Here is a 17,445-nt window from a genome sequence, read left to right as displayed (position 1 = left end):
TTCCTTTGTCGTGCAGCGCCCCCGGCGCAGAGAGGGGCGCCGCGCCGCATTACTCAGTCATTGCCTTCAGCAGCGCCTTCTGACCGTCGGTGGTCAGCTGGCTTTCATAAAGCGGACGGGACGCTTCGCGGAAGGGGGCTGGGTCGGGTCGGGTAATGTTTACACCGGCTTCCCTGAACCTTTCGATCAGCGGCTGCTCCTGCTCCTCCACATAGGTGCGCTCCCAAGCGGCAGCTTCGCGACCAGATTCCATCAGCGCAGTCCGGATGTTTTCAGGCAGCGCATCATAGGCCGCCTTCTGCATCACCACCGGGGCCGCCATGTTCAGCCAGCCGATCAAAGCAAAATCGGGTGCCACCTCATAGAACTTCATCCCATCGTAACCGGTTGATGCAGCCTCTGCCCCATCCACCACGCCAGACTGCAAGGCGCCATAGAGCTCGCTATAGGACATCGGGGTAGGATTTGCTCCGTAGGAGCGCCACGCCTCAACATGCACGGGATTCTGCATGGTACGGATTTTCAGCCCGGCCAGATCACCGATCGTCTCGATGGGTTTCTTGGACATCAGATGACGAACACCCGAAGAGTATACTCCCAGCAGCTGCAGGCCCGCGGCATTGGCGGATGCCTCCATCATATCCCAGTGGGTGTCGATCTTCTCACCCAGCCCGGCGATCGTCGGGAACAGAAAGGGCATGTCGAAAACCTTGTAATCCTCCACGTAGTTCGAAAGCAGAGAATTTGAGGTCATCGACATGTCGACGCTGCCCAGCATCACTCCCTCGATCAACTGCGACTCGTCCCCAAGCTGACCACCAGGATAGATCTCCAGTGTCGCAGCGCCGTCCGTCTTGGACTCAAGCAACTCCTTCATCTTTTCGAGGCCCATGTTCTGCACCTCAGCTGCGGCATTGGTATGGCCGATCTTGAAGGTATAGTCCTGAGCAGCCAGCGGACCGGCCAGCAGCGCCAACGCTGCCACCGAAGCAAGTATCTTTTTCATCTTGTTCCCTGTTGGTTTTGTTATCGGATCAGAGCGTTCGGCAGCCACAAGGAGACGGCCGGAACATATGTGACAAGCGCCAGTACAACCAGCATGGCACCGAGTGGTAGCCATACGCGCCGGGTGACCTCTTCAATCCGGCGCCCCGCGACGCTGGCGGCGACGTACAGGCAGATACCGTAAGGGGGGGTGATCAGCCCGATAGACAGGTTCAGCGAAACGATGATGCCAAAATGCACGGGATCGATGCCGAAGCTGTGCGCAATAGGAGTAAGGATCGGCAGCAGGATAAGCACCGCAGAGATACTTTCCATGAACATGCCGACGACGAGCAGCAGCAGATTGACGATCAGTAGAAACACCCACGGGCTCTGCGTAATGCCAGTCAGCCAGTCCCGCAGAAGAGCCGGGACGCCGGCGGTCGCGATGACCCAAGTGAAGATGCTGGCGGTCGCTACGATGATCAGAACCGTAGCCGACAGGCTGATGGCGCGCAGCGCGATGCGCGGCAGATCGCGCAACGTAATCTCGCGATATATCAGAGTGGTGATGGCGAGCGTGGCGAACAGGGCGACACAGGCCGCCTCGGTCGCGGTGAATACGCCCCCGACGATGCCGCCTACCACGATGACCGGGACCAGCAATCCCGGCGCGGCCTCCTTGAAGCTGCGCCAGAGCCGGGCCAGCGTGAAAGCCTGCGAATCCCGGTAAATCTCGCCTTGGCTGCGGCAATAGACCCAGCAGCCGGCCATCAGAAAAGTCGTTATCATGACGCCCGGCACCACCCCCGCCAGAAAGATCGCTCCGATGGACTGATTAGAAGTGATTGCAATCACGATCATCACGATGGACGGCGGGATGATCGAGGCGAGCGCACCCGACGCCGCGATGACGGCAGCCGCCATATCTATGTCGTAGCGGCGCTTCTTCATCTCGGGGACCATGACGGCGCTTATGGCGGCGGTGTCGGCCGAGCCCGATCCCGAAATCGCCGCAAGGCCGGTGCCGGTCACAATGGCGACCATATATAGGCTGCCGGTGATCCAACCGACCAGCGCCTCGGCCAGTCCGACAAAACGGCGGGCAATACCACCGGCCTCCATCAGCAGGCCCGAAACCACGAAGAACGGTATCGCCATCAGTGTGAAAGAACTGATGCCTCCATAGATACGCTGCGCAATGATCGACACCGGCGCGCTGGTTGTCAGCTCGATCGCCAGCAGACCGGCAATCCCGAGGGCGAGGACAATCGGGATACCAGAGACCAGGAGGAGGAAAAAACCGGAGAATGCGATGGCCATATCAATCCTCCTGCCGCACGGTTGCTGTCTGACCCGGGCGCAGCACGCGCGGAAGCATGGCAATGGCGAATTCGATCAGGAAATAGCTGAACCCTACCGGCAGCGCCGCATAGGGAATGGCCATCGACAGGCGAAGGGCGGGCGACTTGACCATCATGCCGATGGACAGCATCCCCATCGATCCGACGACGACCACCGCAAGAAACCAAAGCCCCAGCAGGAAAGCCAGGCCGTTTACCAGCCGCTGCACTGGCAGGGGCGCCTTGAGGATCAGGAAGTCAACGCCGACATGCTGGTTGTATCGCATTGCGACCCCGGCCTCCAAAAGCGTCAGCCAGACCTGCGCGAAAGTAGCGGTCTCTTCGGTCCACGCGATGGAATAGTTGAAGAAATAGCGGCCTATGACCTGCGCCAAGATCGCCGAGGCCATATAGGCCAACAGTGCCAGTACGGCGATGTCGACGACGCGGCGCAGCAACCACAGCGTGCCGCAGCCCAGCCTGACCAGCAGCCCAGCAGGCGTCGTAATAGGTATGTCCGTTAGAGATGGATGTGCCATCCGTGCTTCCTTCGACCTGTCGGGGTTTCTGGCGCATTCGCGCTCTTGCCGGGCTAGGTTTATTGGGAAACGGGCTTTCCAGAAGACACAGGACTATAAATAGGCTGATAGCGACTATTTACTGCCTCGATTCAACCAATAATCCCGGCAATCAGCGGCTATGCACAGATAGCAAAGCCAGATCGAGGTGACCAGATAATGACCGATTGCACTAAAAATAAGCATCTTGGTATCGCTTTTTGTCTGCTTGGACGCGCTGAGGCTGTGCTGCTCGCACGCGGTGCTGGATTCGATTTTTGTCTCGTGGATATGGAACACGGGCCGCTGGGGATGGATGCACTAGGCCAAATCGCAGCCTCCGGTATCGCGGCGGGTTATCCCGTCTGGGGTCGGGTAAGCGGACCAGCTTCCGCCGATCTCGCGCGCGTATTGGATTGCGGTGCAAGCGGCCTCATCGTGCCGCATGTCGACAGCGCCGAAGACGCGCGCCGGATCGTCCGAGCCTGTCGCTTTGCGCCTCTTGGTAAACGTAGCCTGCCTGCCCCCCTACCCGCGCTCGACTATGCGCTCCTGCCGGCCGTGAAGTTCTGCGAAGATGCTGGTCGCAATGTCATCATCGCGGCCATGATCGAAAGCGCAGCCGGGCTTGAGGCGGCACCCGAGATCGCGGCGGTGGAGGGGATCGACCTGCTGGTGATCGGGACCAACGATCTTGCGGATGGGTTGGGCCTGCGAGGACAACCCGATCATACCGACATGCGCGCCGCGTTTCACCGGGTCGCACAGGCGGCGGCGCATCATGGCAAGGATTTCGGCGTTATGGGATTGCCTCCGCATCTGGTCAAAAGTCATGCGCCCGATGCGACGTGGATCGTGGCCACCAACGACACCAACCTCATGATTGAGGGTGGAGCGACCGCGATTGGCAGATTCTGTAACTAACAGGATACTGAAAAAGGCTTTCTGACATGTGTTGAAGCGGAAATCGTTTGCCATCGGACGAAATCCAGCCGGAGTTCTATACACCCCCGGGCGTTTCCGCGCCGATTTTCCGATTTCCGGCACATAGGCATGACGCTTCAGAACTGTTCAGCATCCGGCTAGGGTGCAGACGCTGTGTGCATCTCGTCGAGCTGCGTCTCAACCCGATCATGGAAAGCCTTGATAAGCCGACGCGTCTGGCGCGACAGCGCCTTGGTCTTCAGCGTCGCCGCGACAAGATTGAAGCGCAACTTGGACTGGAAGGGACGCACCGTGAGATGCGGCCGCAAGGCGGTATGGGCGGATAGTTCATCAACCACCGCGACACCCCACCCCTCCGCCACGATGCGCGCGGCTGCATTCATGAAGCGTGTCTCGATGGCAGGACGGTAATCCATACCGCATTCGTGAAAACTGTCGGCGATCATCATGCCCACGCGGTTCGCGGTTCGCGGCCCGATCAACGGGTGCCCCTCCAGATCACGCGGCGTTACGACCTCTAGCGCAGCGAGCGGATTATCCGAAGGACAGATGCAGACGGCGCGCAGCTCGGCGATCAGTTCAAAGTCGAGAGCCTGCCGATCATAGGCGGAAATAACGAAAGCCACATCCGACAGCCCGTTTTCAACAACCTGCAAAACGCTGTCCAGCGGCCGGGTTTCCAGCGAAATCTGGATTTGCGGATATTGATTCGCATAATCCGCAATAACACGAGGTAGAACCGCCTCGGAAATCTCGGCGGTCGAAGCAATGCGGATCCGGCCGATGCGCCCCATCCGCAAATCGTTGGCGCGCTGGTTCACCGCATCCCGAAGAAGGAACAAAGGTTCGGATTCTTCAAGCAGGATGAGCGCCTCCTCGGTCGGCATCAGCCGGTTCGACTGGCGCTCGAACAGCGGAAATCCGAGAATGGTCTCTATATGGCGGATCGTGTTCGAGATCGACGGCTGGGACATGCCGAGCGCCTCGGCGGCAGCGACCGTGGTACGGAACTGCACGACCGCACGCAGGATTTCAAGCTGTCGCAGGTTCAGCATGTTCCGGACGCGTTCCCTGATCTGCACCGCCATCAACTGCGTGTCAGACGGACCCGGTGAAAATTGCGGACCTTATCGGCGAATGGCCCAAAACCTTTGATAGCGTTGAACTCGGGGGTTTCATAGACCTCGGGGCCAGTGATTGTGTAGATTGCGACGTGGCGGGCACCACCCTCAAGGCATTTTTCGCGATGTCCAGCCAGCCAGCCCGGACAGTTCAGGATCTGTGGCAGATGAACGTTATCATACCAGTCGTTAAAGGCGTCTTCGTGTTCAGGGTCGATATCGACAAAGACGATATGGGATTGCAGTGAGGTCACAGGACAAGCTCCAGGCAGGGGCGCAGCGCAGCCATCAGGGCGGCACGTTCGGCGGATGGAATTGGCGGGGTCGGCGCCCGACAGGCGTCGTGCGGAATACGACCGAGCGCTGCCAGACAGGCCTTGAGCCGCGCAGCGGCCAGATGGCCGGGTGCCGCATATACAAGCGCTGCAAAATCGAACAGCACGCTGTGGATCCGCAGCGCGCGGGCGGAATCGCCGCTGCGAACAGCCTGATCCAGTGTAACGATCAGATCCGGCACTACGGCAGAAAGGCTGACAGCGCTGCCATCACTGCCAATCTGGAAACAGGCGAACAGATGTTCGTCGCCCGAAGCCATGACCGCGACATCCGGGCGCATGCCCTTAGTGACGCGCCGCGTGGTTTCATAGGCCTTAACCTCCCAGCTGCCCTCCTTGATACCCGTGACCGTTTCGATCTCCAGCAGCGTCCTGAGTATGTCGGGCGCATAATGTAGCCGTCCGACAGCGCCCTGAAACAGATAGATGGGGGCGCCCGTCGTGTCGGCGATGGCGCGATGATGAGCCACCACTGCGCGAGGATCAACGCCAAGCGCCCATGAGAAAGGCGCAAAGACCATGATCGCATCGGCCCCAGCGCCAAGCGCCGCCTGCGCATCCGATGTGGCCTGTGCAGTCGATTCGGCACTGACCGCAGCCAGAATGCGGGACGTTGGCCCAACGGTGCGCGCGGTACGGATGTTCTGCACTTGCTCGGCTTGCGACAGGAAGATGCCTTCGCCGGCATGGCCATTCAGCAGCAAGCCATCCTGTCCCGGCGTGCTGAGCACAGCGGCGAAATGCGCCTCAAGCGCGGCGATGTCGATCGCCCCATCCGGTCTCATTGGACAGATCGTCGCTGCGTAAAGGCCACCGTTCATCACAGGACCCGTGCAGAGACGAGGGCGTCGCGCACACCCTCGACCACTTCGATCGATTGCGGCAGCAGGGGCAGACGGGGCGCCGAATTACCGATGACCCCCATCAGCCGTAGCCCGTCCTTCATCCGGGTGTGCATGTCTACGACTGGCGCCGGGCCATAGATCGCGCGCACGACTGGATAGAGCCGTTCATTGGCTTCGCGCATGGCGGCCAGATCCTGCGCTTGCGACGCCTTCCACAGGTCGGCAAGCAGTCCCGGTACCAGACTGGCCAGCCCCGACAGGATGCCGTCTCCGCCGACCGCGAGCTGCGCGAAGAAAAAATGGAAATTCGACGGCAAGACCGCAACATCCGGGGCGACTGCCTTGATCGCGCGACGGTTCTCATCATAGGCGAGAATGGTGGCCGAGCCTTCCTTGATCGCCACGACCTGCGGAATCTCCGCCATCCTGGCCAACACATCGGTGGAGAAGCCGAAGCCCGAGGCAATTGGAAACTGGAACACTGAGAGCGGCATGTCATCCAGATCATCCGCCAGTTTTTCCATGAAACGGATGCCCGCCGCCGTGCTGGCATTGCCACCGCCCAAAGCCTCGGCCGGGAAGATAACCGCCACGTCGGCCCCCGCCTCACGTGCGGCTTCTGCCTGGGCGCGTGCTTCGGGATAGCCCGTCGGAACCACCCCCGCGAGGAGCGGGCGGTCCTTGCCTATGTGATCGCGTGTGCGGCGGATCACCTCAGCCCGCTCCGCCTCCGTCAGTGCCGTTGCCTCGCCGGCATGACCGTTCACGAAGACACAATCGGTCGTGTCGGGGCAGGCACAATGAGCCAGTACATTCTCGTAACCGGCCCAGTCGATAGCACCATCCTCGTGAAAGGGGAGAACGGTCGCGACGGTGATACCGCCCAGATCCTTGCCCGTGATCATGATACGACTTTCCTTCTGGGGAATTTCAGGGTGGCGTCGGCGCGGAGCACCTCGACGCCGTCTTCGTTTGTGGCCGATGCCTGCCAGTCGACGGTGCGGTTGTCGGTGTCGATGGCAGAAAGCCAGATTTCGTAGGTCAGCGTGTCCCCATACCGGACAGCTCCGGTAAACCAGAAGCAGTCCCGGATCGACACACCCACCGTGCCCACCAGTTCTGCTGTCAGGATCGAGGTGCAGATACCGGCGACGAGAATTCCCGGCGCCAGTCTTTCGCCAAACCGCGTGGTGGAGGCATAGCCTTCGTCGACATGGACAGGACCGAAATCCCCTGTCGCGGCTATATACATGGCGCCGTCGGCCTCGGTCACAGTTTTGCTCACCGACACCCGGTCACCGACGGCAAATTCGTCGATATTGCGGATATCATACATCGGCGGATTCCAGCGGCACCAGAAACGCCTTGCCGGTGATGACTTCGATGTCATCAACCGTGGCCGACAGATCGAACGTCACACCATCCGTCCCTCCGTGGGCGACGGTGGCGGTGGCGGCCAGGGAACTGCCGACCGGCAGCGCCCGCGAAAAGTCCAGCTGGATGGTGCCAAGCCGGAACCCCGGTCCGGCCAACCTGCCGAAGGCAGTGGTGAATAGGCTGGCGGCGGCCAACTCAAACACCAGCATGTCGGACATTCCCTGATCCCGGGCATAGACCCGGTCGACGTGCGCCCGGCTCATATTGCCGGAAATCCCGGTAAAAAAGCCCTGTTCGGCAACTGTCATCGTCTTGCGAAAGGTCATCGACCGGCCGGCGGGGGGAAACTGTTCCATGTTCGGGCTCCTAAAGGCTTAGGCCACGCTTGATGACGGATCGGGCAACGAGCATCCGATGCACCTCCGACGTACCGTCGTAAATCCGGGTCACGCGGGCATCACGATAGATGCGCTCCAACGGCAGTTCCTTGGTGAAACCATAGCCGCCGAACACCTGGATCCCGCGATCGGCCACACGGCCCAGCATTTCGGACGCCTGAACCTTGACCATCGACACCTTGTCACGTGGGTCCATTCCGTGATCCTGTTCCCAGGCCGTGTTCAGCACCATCATGCGCGTGGCGAAAATCTCCATCGCACTATCGGCGATCATCTGCTGGACCATCTGAAAATCCCCGATCGGCTGTCCGAACTGCTGACGGGTGGCCGCATGCTGGCGCATCATCTCCACCACACGGCTGGCCATACCGACTGCGCGCGCGCCGATATGGCCCAGACGAATGCCTCCGACATTGGCCATCATTACCCGGAAGCCCTCGCCCACGGGTCCAAGCACGTTGTCGCGGGGGATGCGCACGTCATCGAAGGTCAGTTCCGCATGGCCATACCCGCGATGACCCATCATCGGCTGATTGCGCGTGACCCTGAAACCGGCTGTGTCCTTGTCCACGATCAGCAGGCTGATCCCACCCCGTGCACCCTTTCCGGCATCGGTTACCGCCATGACGATGATGTAGTCAGCGATATCGCCATCGGAGATGAAATGCTTGGTGCCGTTCAGGATCCACTCGTCACCCTCCAGCCGCGCGTGCGTCTTGATCGCTGCCGCATCCGACCCCGCGCCAGGTTCCGTGATCGCCATGGCACAGATCTTGTCGCCCTTGACCGTCGGATAAAGATACTTGTCGCGAAGCGGACCCTCGAACCGTTCCAGCATTGGATAGACCTGACCGAAGACTCGCCGGATCAGCGCGTCAGAGGTCTGGCCCAGTTGCTCCTCGACCAGACACATGTCCAGCACGCCAAGCCCCGCGCCCCCTACGGCTTCAGACATGTTCATCGCATAAAAGCCGAGCGCCTGCGCCTCGGCCCGGACGGTGGCCAGCCGGTCAGGCGGGATACGAGCGTTGTCCTCGGTTTCCTGCTCCAAGGGCTGGACCTTTTCGCGGACGAAGCGGCCCACAGCCTCGGTCACCATCTTCATATCGTCAGAGATCGAGAAATCCATCGTTCAGCCCCGCATCCTGCTCGTCTGCGCCACGGCACCCGCGGCCAGCAACGACTCGATTTCATCATCCTCAAAGCCTGCTTCGGCCAGCACCTCGCGGGTCTGCCCACCCAGCGGTTGAGGAACAATGCGCACAGCGGGCAGCACCCCATCATAGCGTATCGGGTGCGACAGCAGCGTCATGGCGGAGCCGGCCTGCGTTTGCATGTCCATGAATACGCCTAGGTGCCGGGCCTGCGGGTTGTCACGTAGGCTGTCGTAATCGCGCACCAGTTCGTGCCAGACGCCTGCGGCAGCCAGCCGGTCCAGCGCTTCTCCGGCCGTCAATCCGGCCATACCTTCCGCCACGATGACCGAGATTTCGCCGCGTCGGTCGAAACCGTCCTTTTCGGTGAACCCGGCCAGAGCCGGTAATCCCAGCGCCCGAGCCAGATCGGCGGGCGTGGACATGGAGATCATCACATGTCCATCCTTGACCGCGTAGATTCCGTAAGGGGCGGGGCTGAACCAGTTGGCCATGCCAGCCTGCCCGCGCGGTCCGGCGCGGTCAGCGCCGTTCATCCACGCGGTGATCGATTCTCCCTGTAGATCCAGTGCCGCCTGCAGCATGTTGACCTCGATCCGCTTGCCCTTGCCGGTCCGCTCACGTTCAAAAAGTGCCGCGAGAATCCCTGCGACGGTCAGCGCGGCAGCATGATGGTCTATAGGGACCGATCCGATCGCGACCGGGCCTGATTCCATGCTGCCAGTATGGGCGGCGAGGCCCGACATCGCCTGCAACAGCACATCCTGACCGGGGCGATCCCGATAGGGTCCATCACCCCCATAACCGGTTGTCGCGGCGTATATCAGGCGAGGATTGATCTCACGCATCGCCGCTTCGGATAGACCCAGCTTTTCCAGTGTACCGGGCCGGAAATTTTCCATCACCACATCGGCCTTGGCGATCAGGCGGCGCACAGCTGCCAACCCCTCGGGCGACTTCAGATCAACGGCGATCGAGCGCTTGTTGCGACCCGTGGTCATATGATTGACGCTAGTATCGTCGACAAAGCGGTTGCCGACCGCCCAGTTGCGCTGAAAGGCGCCATTCAGCGGTTCCACCGCAATGACATCCGCACCGATATCACCAAGAAACTGCGCCGCCGCAGGTCCAGATAAAAAGTGGTTGAAGCTGAGAACAGTGATTCCGTCCAACGCGCCCATGTCGATCCCCTGCTGATCCGTTTTGGCCGTAGATTAGACGCGGGGCAGACGGTCTGGAATATAGCTATCTATGATAATATCCGGGTAGAAAATTTGTTTGACAATTAGTTCTCACGGCAAGTCAGAGCGAGGGAGAGCGGAACGGTTCCGCGATAAAGGCGATAAGATTGGGCGAAAACGCGTCGCCACAATCGTTTGAGGCCCGAGGACCACAAGGCGGGATGACTATTGGTCACGCCGGGCGTTGACACCGATGGCGCCCACCGTCCCTGCCAGTTCAAGCAGTCTTGCCTTTCCCCGAGGCTCGACACGTCCAACCGGGCGGCATCACGAAATCCGCGCGCGTCAGATGAACAGGATCGAGACAGCTTTGGAAACCTGAACGGATATCGCCGCTCGCCCGTATGGCCTGCTCAATGTACCTTGATGCGGGTCAGACATGTACAGGAGGGGAACTCCGACATGACCCATAGGAAATCGAACTGAGCCGATTTAGACATTAACACCTATTATCAATTACTTACATCCATGCTGACGCCCGGTACCGATCTGCCGTGTGTGCTTAGAGATACCTTTAGGTGTGCCCGGGCCAACCGCGCGCGGAAGCGAGCAAGACGAGGCTACTTTAGCCCCACAACGGCAATGGCGAGCAACACACAGGAGTGTTGGGAGTAGCGCCGGTGCGATAACTGTGTAGCTTGGCGGGGGATTGCTCGAAGTGGAGCCGATGCCGAAATTGAAGCCCGTCATTCCTGATAATTTGAAACGCCTTTGGCGTGGCGATGATCCTGTGCAAGAGTGGGCAGAGGAGGTAATTTCTCGACCCGAGTATGCGTATCTGCAAGATCATCTTGAGCTCGTTGAGGCATATATGGACTGCGTCGAGATGGTCAGACGAAATGCACCAGAGGGTGAGCGTCATCATGCGCTTTGCGGTCTCTTCTTGCGGTCGTTTGATGGGCTGTCTCAATGCGTTCGCTCTGCAATGTCCGGAATCTTCACGGGAAGTGTAATGTTCGCCCGCGATCTTCTGGAGACTTCCTTTCTCATTAGCTTTCTCATGTCAGAACCGGGTCGCCCAGAAGCATGGCTTAAGGCCGATGCGCGAACGGTCAAGCGGACCTATGCTCCCTTGTCGATCCGGAAGGCTTTGGATGATCGCGACGGGTTCTTTGAGATGAAGCGGAAGGCCCACTATGATCGCCTTTCGCAGCTCACTCATCCCACTCCGTTCGCACTCGACCTAAAGAGGGACGGTCAAGGGCTGATCCATTCAGGGCCGATTAAGCAAATCGAGCTCTTGAAGGCGTGTCTAGAGGAAGCGGCCATTGCTTCGATATTGCTGGGCGAATGCTTGCTCCGTTATTGCCGTGACGAAGTCGCAAACGGTCGAAGCCTCTCCAGCCGCCTGTCCATTGCCCTCCAGCGGACTAGGGAGGTCTATCTCAAAAGGTAAGGGGGGAGCCCCTCTCAATCCGCGAGGTACTTTCGGCTGAAGCGCTAAAGACCATCTAAAAACTACGCAAAAATACGAGCCCCCAACCTCAACAGGAACTGCGCCGATATTGCCAACTGCCTGATCTGGTCCGCTCAACGTTCTTCAAAACGAGTCACATGTATGCCCCGTGTGTGCCGGAATGTGCACCGGGGGGACAAGTAAGTCACGGAAGTCATTGAAAAATATGCCCATCAACAGGCACGTTGGAGCGGGTAGCGGGAATCGAACCCGCCCCATCAGCTTGGAAGGCTGAGGCGCTACCACTACACCATACCCGCGAGCGCGGGGCGAGAGATAGCATCCAGCGGCGGGGTGCTCAAGGGTGAAGTCTGGCATTCCCCGAGAAAGCCTATCCAAACCGGCGCCAGGGCCCGACTGGATATCGCGGGCACCCGGCAGGTTCGTAGCCTGACAGAGAACCCGCCGCCGCGGACAAGCGGTATTCCGTCCGCTCGCTCTGGGGCAGAAGGAACCTCGCCAGCGGGAAAGCAGCGCGAAGCCGGACCGGAGACATCCACCGTTCCCATGCAGCTGTGCGGCTATTTCCGCGTGATGCGCCCATCGGTATAAGGCTTGTACGGCCCCGCCTTCGCCAGATACTCCGCCAGCACATCCGCCAGATCCGGTCCGAAATCGTAAGCATTGGCGACATCGTGCGTGAACATGGCGAAACCGTCGCCACCGCTGCGGACGTAGTTGTTGACCACGACACCATAGCTGGCCGCTGGGTCGATCGCGGTCCAGCCCTCGCCGTTCCGCACCTGCACGTCACTTACGCGGCTGCCCGCCGGTTGCGCAGGATCGAACGCATATTTCAGCCCGGCGACCTGCAGGAAGCGCCCGGCCCCCTGATCGAGCTGGCTCACGCCGTTCTCCAGCGCGGCGACGACAGTCGCGCCCTTGGTCTGGAAGGTGGCGAGCGTGTTCTGGAAAGGCAGCACCGTCAGCACCTCCCCCATCGTCACATCGCCCCCATCGATGGAGGCGCGCACACCGCCACCATTGACGAGACTGATGGTGATCCCCTGATCCTTCACCCGATCGAGTTGCGCATCCGCGATGAGCGTGCCCATCTCGCATTCCCGCTGACGGCAGTGATCTCGGGAGCCGTCGATCGGCGCCTCGCTCACCGCCACGACACGGGCCTTCAGCTCCTCCAACGGAACGGCAAGCTCGGCCAGCCGCTGTTGCGCGGGCGCATCCTCCGCCACCGCGGCGTCCAGCAGAAGCGGCGCACCCGAAGCAGAAATCACCTTGCCCGCATCGTCGAAGGTGACCGTCAGCTCCCCGAGATACTTGCCATAGGCATAGGCCGTGACGATCGGCACGCCGTTCACCATCGTTGGATAGGGCCCGGCGGCGGCAGGGTCGGTGCTGGAGAGCAGCGTATGGCTGTGGCCGCCCACGATCACGTCCACGCCGGCTGTCTCTGCCGCGATCTGCTTGTCCACCTCATAGCCGGAATGGCTGAGCACGATGATCTTGTTCACGCCTGCCGCGGTGAGCGTGTCCACTTCCGCCTGCACTGCCTCGGCGGGCGGCGTGAAAATGATGTTGGGCCCGGGGCTGGCCAGTTCCGGGTTGTCGCGCGGGGTGAGCCCGATGATCCCGATCTTCTCGCCCTCCTTCTCCACCACCACCGATTTGGCGATACGGCCCTTCAGCAGCGGCTCCCGGCTCAGGTCGGCATTGGCCATGACCATCGGAAAGCGGATCTCGTCCAGGAAATGCACAAGTTCCGGCGGGCCGTCGTCGAATTCGTGGTTACCTACCGCCATCGCTTCGAAGCCGAGCGCATTCATGAACTCGGCCGAGACCTTGCCCTTGTAATGGTTGTAGAACAGGCTCCCCTGAAACTGGTCTCCCGCATCAAGCAGCAGCGAGTTGGCGGTCCGGGACCGTGCATCCGTTACCGCCGTGACCAGACGGGCGATACCGCCGAAACACTTGTTCTCCGCCGCATCCTTTTCCCCGCAGGTCGAATCGGACCCGTTGATCGGCTCGAACCGGGCATGGAAGTCGTTGATATGCAGAATCGTGAGCGTGTATTCGGCAGAAGCAGCCCCGGCGCTGAGCGCAAGCACCCCTGCCGTGGCGAGAAGACGGACCAACATGCGGTTCTCCCTTTGCGGATGCCCACAGTCTGCGGAGAGGCGGCGACTCTGTCAAAGTTTCTCGCGCCCGCGGGCCATCCCGGTGCGGCTCCGGTGCCAAGCCACGTCCGACCGGCACACGTTCTCCTTGACCGGGTGACGGAGTGAGGGCATCACCCGGCCATGCTGATCCTGAAGATTTTCCGACGCCCCGAATGGGATGCGTTCCGCGCCGCAGGTGTCACCCACGGCGCGCCCGTGGATGTGGCGGACGGCTTCATCCATTTTTCCACGCCCACGCAGGTGGGAGAGACGGCCGCCCGCCATTTCGCAGAGGAAAGCGATCTGGTGCTGGTCGCCGTCTCCGTCGAGCCTCTGGGAGCGGACCTGAAATGGGAGCCGTCGCGGGGCGGCGCGCTTTTTCCGCATCTCTATCGGCCGCTCCGGCTGTCGGATGTGGTCTGGGACAAGTCCCTGCCGCTCGGGGCCACCGGGCATATCTTCCCGGAGGGAGTTCTGTGAACCGGTACGAGTCCTTCGGCCTTGGCCTGCTCACGCGGCTGGACCCGGAGCGGGCGCATGGCCTGTCGCTGATGGCCCTCCGTACGGGGCTGGTCGCCCTGCCGGGGGAGATCACGTCTCCCCGGCTCCGCACCAGCCTTGCCGGGATCGACCTGCCCAACCCAGTGGGCCTTGCCGCCGGGTTCGACAAGAACGCGACCGCGCTCGAACCGCTGACCCGCGCGGGGTTCGGCTTCATTGAGGTCGGCGCGGCGACGCCCCGCCCGCAGCCCGGCAACCCCCGCCCCCGGCTGTTCCGGTTGCCGCAGGACCGCGCCGTCATCAACCGCTTCGGCTTCAACAACGAAGGTGCTGCTGCCATCGCGGCCCGGCTGGCCGCCCGGCCGGAGCGGGGAGTGATCGGGCTGAACCTCGGCGCCAACAAGGACAGCGCCAACCGGGCGCAGGATTTCGCGGAAGTGCTGGCCGCCACGGGCAGATGGATCGACTTTGCCACGGTCAACGTCTCCTCCCCCAACACCGAGAAGCTTCGTGATCTTCAAGGGCGCGCCGCGCTCGAATCGCTGCTCGCGGGTGTGCTGGAGGTTCGGGACGGGCTGTCGCGGCGGGTGCCGGTATTCCTGAAGATCGCCCCAGATCTCACCGATGATGAAATCGGCGAAATCGGCGCCGTCGCGCTCGCCTCAGGTATCGACGGGGTGATCGCCACCAACACGACCCTCTCCCGCGACGGGCTTGGTGGCGCAGCACGGGGAGAGGCGGGCGGTTTGTCCGGCGCGCCGCTGTTCGAGCGGTCCACCCGGGTTCTGGCCCGCCTGTCACGGGCGACGGAGGGGCGGCTGCCGCTGATCGGCGTCGGCGGCATTTCCACTCCCGATCAGGCCTATGAGAAGATTCTGGCCGGGGCAAGCGCGGTTCAGCTTTACACCGGCCTGGTCTTCGGAGGACTGTCGCTCGTGGGAGAACTCGTCCGCGGTATCGAGGAGCGGCTTCTCCGCGATGGCTTCGCCACTGTGGCGGAGGCCGTCGGAACCGGAAGGGAGCGGTGGCTGTGACCATCTCGATCTGGCACAATCCGCGTTGCGGCACATCGCGGCGCGCGCTCGCGCTGCTGGAGGAACACGGCGTGGTGCCCGTGGTGCGGAATTATCTGGACGAACCGCCGAGCGAGGCCGAACTCCGCGCCGCGCTCTCGCTTCTCGACCGCGCCCCCCGCGACATCATCCGCTGGAAGGAAGGCGCGCGGAGCGATGCCGGGCTGACGGAGGCGAGTGACGACGATGCCCTGATCGCCGCGATGGTGGCGCATCCCATTCTCATCGAACGCCCCATCGTCTTTTCCGAGACCCGCGCCGTCCTTGGCCGCCCGGCGGAAGCCGTGCTGGATGTCCTCACTCCCTGAGGGGAGGGCCGTCATGCCGGAAACACCGCCTGCCATCCAGGTCGAACATCTCTCGCACGTGTTCGGGGGCACCAGGGCGCTGGAGGATGTGAGCCTCTCCGTGCCTGCAGGCGCGAGTTTTGCGCTGCTTGGCCCGAACGGCGCGGGCAAGACCACGCTCCTCAACATCCTCTGCACATTGCTCCGGCCCGACAGCGGAACCGCAATGGTGGCGGGTGCCGACGTGGCGCGGGAGCCCTTGCGCGCGCGACGCGGCATCGGGGTGGTGTTTCAGGATTCGAGCCTCGACGACAGGCTGACGGCAGCGGAGAATCTCGATTTCCACGGACTCGCGCATGGCATGGCCCGCCGGGTGCGACATGCCGCAATGGCGGAAGTTCTGGCGCTTGTCGAACTCACCGACTGGCAGGAAACGGTCGTGCGCAACTTCTCCGGCGGGATGCGGCGGCGGCTGGAAATTGCCCGCGCCCTCATGCATCATCCGCGCATCCTGTTCCTCGACGAGCCGACCGTGGGCCTTGACGCCCAGACCCGCGCGCGCATCTGGCGCTATCTGGACGGGCTCAGACGCGAGCGTGGTCTGACGGTGCTGACCACCACTCATTACATCGAGGAAGTGGAGAGTGCGGATCTTGTCTGCATCATCGACAATGGCCGCATCCTCGCCGAAGGCAGCCCCGAAAGCCTGAAGGTGGGGTATGGCCAGCGGTGGCTCCGCGTCATCGCACGAGAGGTGGAAACTGCCTCGGCCATCCGGCGCGCCTATCCCGCGGCGATGGAAGTAGCGCCCCTGCACCTCGCGATTCCTGCCCCGGATGCAGCGGTGGTCGAGACCTTTCTCGCCGCCTTCGGCAACCGACTGACGGAGGTGCGCTTCGAGGAGCCGACATTGGAAAGTGTCTTCCTCTCCCTCACGGGCCGCGAGCTTCGTGATCGCGGTGAAGGCGCTCGCGCGGCAGAGCGTGAAGCCGGACGCAAGGGCGGGCGGCGATGAGGTCTGCGGCCGTCATGACAGGACCGGATCGTCGGGAGGGGGCCGGGCACGGTTTACCTGCTCGAAGTTTGCGCAGGCCCTGTGCGAACGGATTGTGCCTTAACCCCGGTTCACAGCATCTGCTGGCCGGGTCTCTGAGGGCCAGATCTCCGGGGGCAGCTCCAACACCGCCGGACCGCAGCCCTTCCCCGCTGCTGCAGGGGCCGACAGCACGGCATCGACCGCACAACGCGAACGCCCGGTTCCCCATGCCGTCGGCAAGGGGTGAGGGGCAGCGCCTTCGGCCCCTGCTCCCGATCCGGGCATTGCTGGACGGACCCGCCGTCTGCCGCGAGGTTCCGCAGCGGGATGGGACCGCATTGCTGACCTTCGAGACCGCATCGCTGGTCTTCAGGTGGCTGGGTCACTCATTCTGGCCCGACATGGGTCCACGATCGGCGCGCCCAGCGCTACACCCGCTCTCCTGCGGAAAACCCTTGGGCAGAGACCGGGAGCACCGGCTGTCATGCGGTCAACCGACCTGCCGGCAGAGCTGGCGAAACACATGCAGGCTGAAAACGGTCCGCACTGCCACCCCCCCCACAGCAGTCGTCCACTCCATCGGCGTGGAGGGTGTCCGGCCCGTCCCTCTCCAGCCCGTCCTCCTGCGGCCCGTCACCCTCAGATCCGTCACCCCCAGGCTCATAACTCTCAGGC

18 protein-coding genes and 1 tRNA gene are annotated in these 17,445 nt (G+C 62.0%); 6 read left to right on the top strand and 13 right to left on the bottom strand.

All coding sequences use genetic code 11. The features are described from left to right. Nucleotides 1-49: 49 nt before the first annotated feature. From CG51_RS05615 to CG51_RS05605, 3 genes are read right to left on the bottom strand one after another with little or no spacing between them, the layout of a single operon-like run. On the bottom strand, nt 50-985 hold the full coding sequence (locus CG51_RS05615; RefSeq protein WP_233141351.1) for a TRAP transporter substrate-binding protein: 936 nt from the start codon (nt 983-985) through the stop codon (nt 50-52). Nucleotides 986-1,026: 41 nt separating this feature from the next. Next, a complete protein-coding gene (locus CG51_RS05610; RefSeq protein WP_035742831.1) occupies nt 1,027-2,307 on the bottom strand; it encodes a TRAP transporter large permease in 1,281 nt (426 codons plus the stop codon). 1 nt (nt 2,308) lies between these two features. After that, nucleotides 2,309-2,866 (bottom strand): TRAP transporter small permease, encoded by a 558-nt coding sequence (locus tag CG51_RS05605; protein ID WP_084695054.1) that lies wholly within the window; start codon nt 2,864-2,866, stop codon nt 2,309-2,311. Nucleotides 2,867-3,130: 264 nt separating this feature from the next. Here CG51_RS05605 and CG51_RS05600 point away from each other — a divergent pair, with 264 nt between their 5' ends. Then, the gene (locus CG51_RS05600) at nt 3,131-3,808 is read left to right on the top strand and encodes an HpcH/HpaI aldolase family protein (protein ID WP_269845386.1); all 678 of its coding nucleotides are present in this window, start codon (nt 3,131-3,133) and stop codon (nt 3,806-3,808) included. 158 nt (nt 3,809-3,966) lie between these two features. Here the strand turns inward: CG51_RS05600 and CG51_RS05595 are convergent, their stop codons facing one another. The 8 genes from CG51_RS05595 to CG51_RS05560 are packed head-to-tail and all read right to left on the bottom strand — an operon-like array spanning nt 3,967 to nt 10,240. After that, complete coding sequence (locus tag CG51_RS05595) at nt 3,967-4,884, bottom strand: LysR family transcriptional regulator (protein ID WP_233141349.1); 918 nt, start codon at nt 4,882-4,884, stop codon at nt 3,967-3,969. 32 nt (nt 4,885-4,916) lie between these two features. Next, complete coding sequence (locus CG51_RS19440) at nt 4,917-5,204, bottom strand: DUF4286 family protein (protein ID WP_084695052.1); 288 nt, start codon at nt 5,202-5,204, stop codon at nt 4,917-4,919. Next, nucleotides 5,201-6,106 carry a dihydrodipicolinate synthase family protein gene (locus CG51_RS05585; protein ID WP_035742826.1) on the bottom strand — a complete coding sequence of 302 codons (906 nt, stop codon included), beginning with the start codon at nt 6,104-6,106 and terminating at the stop codon, nt 5,201-5,203. The genes CG51_RS19440 and CG51_RS05585 overlap by 4 nt, the downstream gene beginning before the upstream one ends. Further along, entirely contained in the window at nt 6,106-7,035 is a 930-nt protein-coding gene (locus CG51_RS05580) for a dihydrodipicolinate synthase family protein (protein WP_035742824.1), read from the bottom strand. The genes CG51_RS05585 and CG51_RS05580 overlap by 1 nt, the downstream gene beginning before the upstream one ends. Then, nucleotides 7,032-7,466, bottom strand: coding sequence for a MaoC family dehydratase (locus tag CG51_RS05575; protein WP_035742821.1), 435 nt, complete (start codon nt 7,464-7,466; stop codon nt 7,032-7,034). The genes CG51_RS05580 and CG51_RS05575 overlap by 4 nt, the downstream gene beginning before the upstream one ends. Next, nucleotides 7,459-7,833 carry an acyl dehydratase gene (locus CG51_RS05570; RefSeq protein ID WP_143412902.1) on the bottom strand — a complete coding sequence of 125 codons (375 nt, stop codon included), beginning with the start codon at nt 7,831-7,833 and terminating at the stop codon, nt 7,459-7,461. Before CG51_RS05570 ends, CG51_RS05575 begins: the two co-directional genes overlap by 8 nt. A gap of 40 nt (nt 7,834-7,873) precedes the next feature. Beyond that, nucleotides 7,874-9,034, bottom strand: a complete 1,161-nt coding sequence (locus CG51_RS05565; RefSeq protein WP_035742818.1) for an acyl-CoA dehydrogenase family protein — start codon at nt 9,032-9,034, stop codon at nt 7,874-7,876. A 3-nt stretch (nt 9,035-9,037) separates the two neighbouring features. After that, nucleotides 9,038-10,240 (bottom strand): CaiB/BaiF CoA transferase family protein, encoded by a 1,203-nt coding sequence (locus CG51_RS05560; RefSeq protein ID WP_035742816.1) that lies wholly within the window; start codon nt 10,238-10,240, stop codon nt 9,038-9,040. Between the two features lie 727 nt (nt 10,241-10,967). Here CG51_RS05560 and CG51_RS19945 point away from each other — a divergent pair. Beyond that, nucleotides 10,968-11,696, top strand: a complete 729-nt coding sequence (locus CG51_RS19945) for a hypothetical protein (protein ID WP_143413042.1) — start codon at nt 10,968-10,970, stop codon at nt 11,694-11,696. A 246-nt stretch (nt 11,697-11,942) separates the two neighbouring features. Here CG51_RS19945 and CG51_RS05545 read toward each other — a convergent pair. Further along, nucleotides 11,943-12,016: transfer RNA gene (locus CG51_RS05545), tRNA-Gly, on the bottom strand. Between the two features lie 261 nt (nt 12,017-12,277). After that, a complete protein-coding gene (locus CG51_RS05540) occupies nt 12,278-13,852 on the bottom strand; it encodes a bifunctional metallophosphatase/5'-nucleotidase (RefSeq protein WP_035742809.1) in 1,575 nt (524 codons plus the stop codon). A 162-nt stretch (nt 13,853-14,014) separates the two neighbouring features. On the opposite strand from CG51_RS05540, the gene CG51_RS05535 reads away from it, so the two are divergent. The 4 genes from CG51_RS05535 to CG51_RS05520 are packed head-to-tail and all read left to right on the top strand — an operon-like array spanning nt 14,015 to nt 16,749. After that, nucleotides 14,015-14,353: a DUF952 domain-containing protein gene (locus tag CG51_RS05535; protein WP_035707778.1), complete on the top strand. Its 339-nt coding sequence runs from the start codon at nt 14,015-14,017 to the stop codon at nt 14,351-14,353. After that, nucleotides 14,350-15,408, top strand: a complete 1,059-nt coding sequence (locus tag CG51_RS05530; RefSeq protein ID WP_035742806.1) for a quinone-dependent dihydroorotate dehydrogenase — start codon at nt 14,350-14,352, stop codon at nt 15,406-15,408. The genes CG51_RS05535 and CG51_RS05530 overlap by 4 nt, the downstream gene beginning before the upstream one ends. Then, nucleotides 15,399-15,755 (top strand): arsenate reductase (glutaredoxin), encoded by a 357-nt coding sequence (gene arsC / locus CG51_RS05525; RefSeq protein WP_035742803.1) that lies wholly within the window; start codon nt 15,399-15,401, stop codon nt 15,753-15,755. Before CG51_RS05530 ends, arsC begins: the two co-directional genes overlap by 10 nt. A gap of 13 nt (nt 15,756-15,768) precedes the next feature. Next, nucleotides 15,769-16,749 (top strand): ABC transporter ATP-binding protein, encoded by a 981-nt coding sequence (locus CG51_RS05520; RefSeq protein WP_035742800.1) that lies wholly within the window; start codon nt 15,769-15,771, stop codon nt 16,747-16,749. Nucleotides 16,750-17,445 lie beyond the last annotated feature (696 nt).

Origin of the sequence: Haematobacter missouriensis (genome assembly GCF_000740775.1) — a bacterium.
In the GTDB taxonomy this organism is placed as follows: domain Bacteria; phylum Pseudomonadota; class Alphaproteobacteria; order Rhodobacterales; family Rhodobacteraceae; genus Haematobacter; species Haematobacter missouriensis.
Note: the sequence above shows the minus strand (reverse complement) of the source record. Positions and strands in the feature narration are given on the sequence as shown.

What these genes read in the sequence shown, in the direction of transcription:
- CG51_RS05540 (WP_035742809.1), bottom strand. Translation starts at nt 13,852, where the DNA reads ATGTTGGTCCGTCTTCTCGCCACGGCAGGGGTGCTTGCGCTCAGCGCC.
- CG51_RS05595 (WP_233141349.1), bottom strand. Translation starts at nt 4,884, where the DNA reads ATGCTGAACCTGCGACAGCTTGAAATCCTGCGTGCGGTCGTGCAGTTC.
- CG51_RS05610 (WP_035742831.1), bottom strand. Translation starts at nt 2,307, where the DNA reads ATGGCCATCGCATTCTCCGGTTTTTTCCTCCTCCTGGTCTCTGGTATC.
- CG51_RS05520 (WP_035742800.1), top strand. Translation starts at nt 15,769, where the DNA reads ATGCCGGAAACACCGCCTGCCATCCAGGTCGAACATCTCTCGCACGTG.
- CG51_RS05580 (WP_035742824.1), bottom strand. Translation starts at nt 7,035, where the DNA reads ATGATCACGGGCAAGGATCTGGGCGGTATCACCGTCGCGACCGTTCTC.
- CG51_RS19945 (WP_143413042.1), top strand. Translation starts at nt 10,968, where the DNA reads ATGCCGAAATTGAAGCCCGTCATTCCTGATAATTTGAAACGCCTTTGG.
- CG51_RS05565 (WP_035742818.1), bottom strand. Translation starts at nt 9,034, where the DNA reads ATGGATTTCTCGATCTCTGACGATATGAAGATGGTGACCGAGGCTGTG.
- CG51_RS05560 (WP_035742816.1), bottom strand. Translation starts at nt 10,240, where the DNA reads ATGGGCGCGTTGGACGGAATCACTGTTCTCAGCTTCAACCACTTTTTA.
- CG51_RS05605 (WP_084695054.1), bottom strand. Translation starts at nt 2,866, where the DNA reads ATGGCACATCCATCTCTAACGGACATACCTATTACGACGCCTGCTGGG.
- CG51_RS05585 (WP_035742826.1), bottom strand. Translation starts at nt 6,106, where the DNA reads ATGAACGGTGGCCTTTACGCAGCGACGATCTGTCCAATGAGACCGGAT.
- CG51_RS05535 (WP_035707778.1), top strand. Translation starts at nt 14,015, where the DNA reads ATGCTGATCCTGAAGATTTTCCGACGCCCCGAATGGGATGCGTTCCGC.
- CG51_RS05575 (WP_035742821.1), bottom strand. Translation starts at nt 7,466, where the DNA reads ATGTATGATATCCGCAATATCGACGAATTTGCCGTCGGTGACCGGGTG.
- CG51_RS05570 (WP_143412902.1), bottom strand. Translation starts at nt 7,833, where the DNA reads ATGACCTTTCGCAAGACGATGACAGTTGCCGAACAGGGCTTTTTTACC.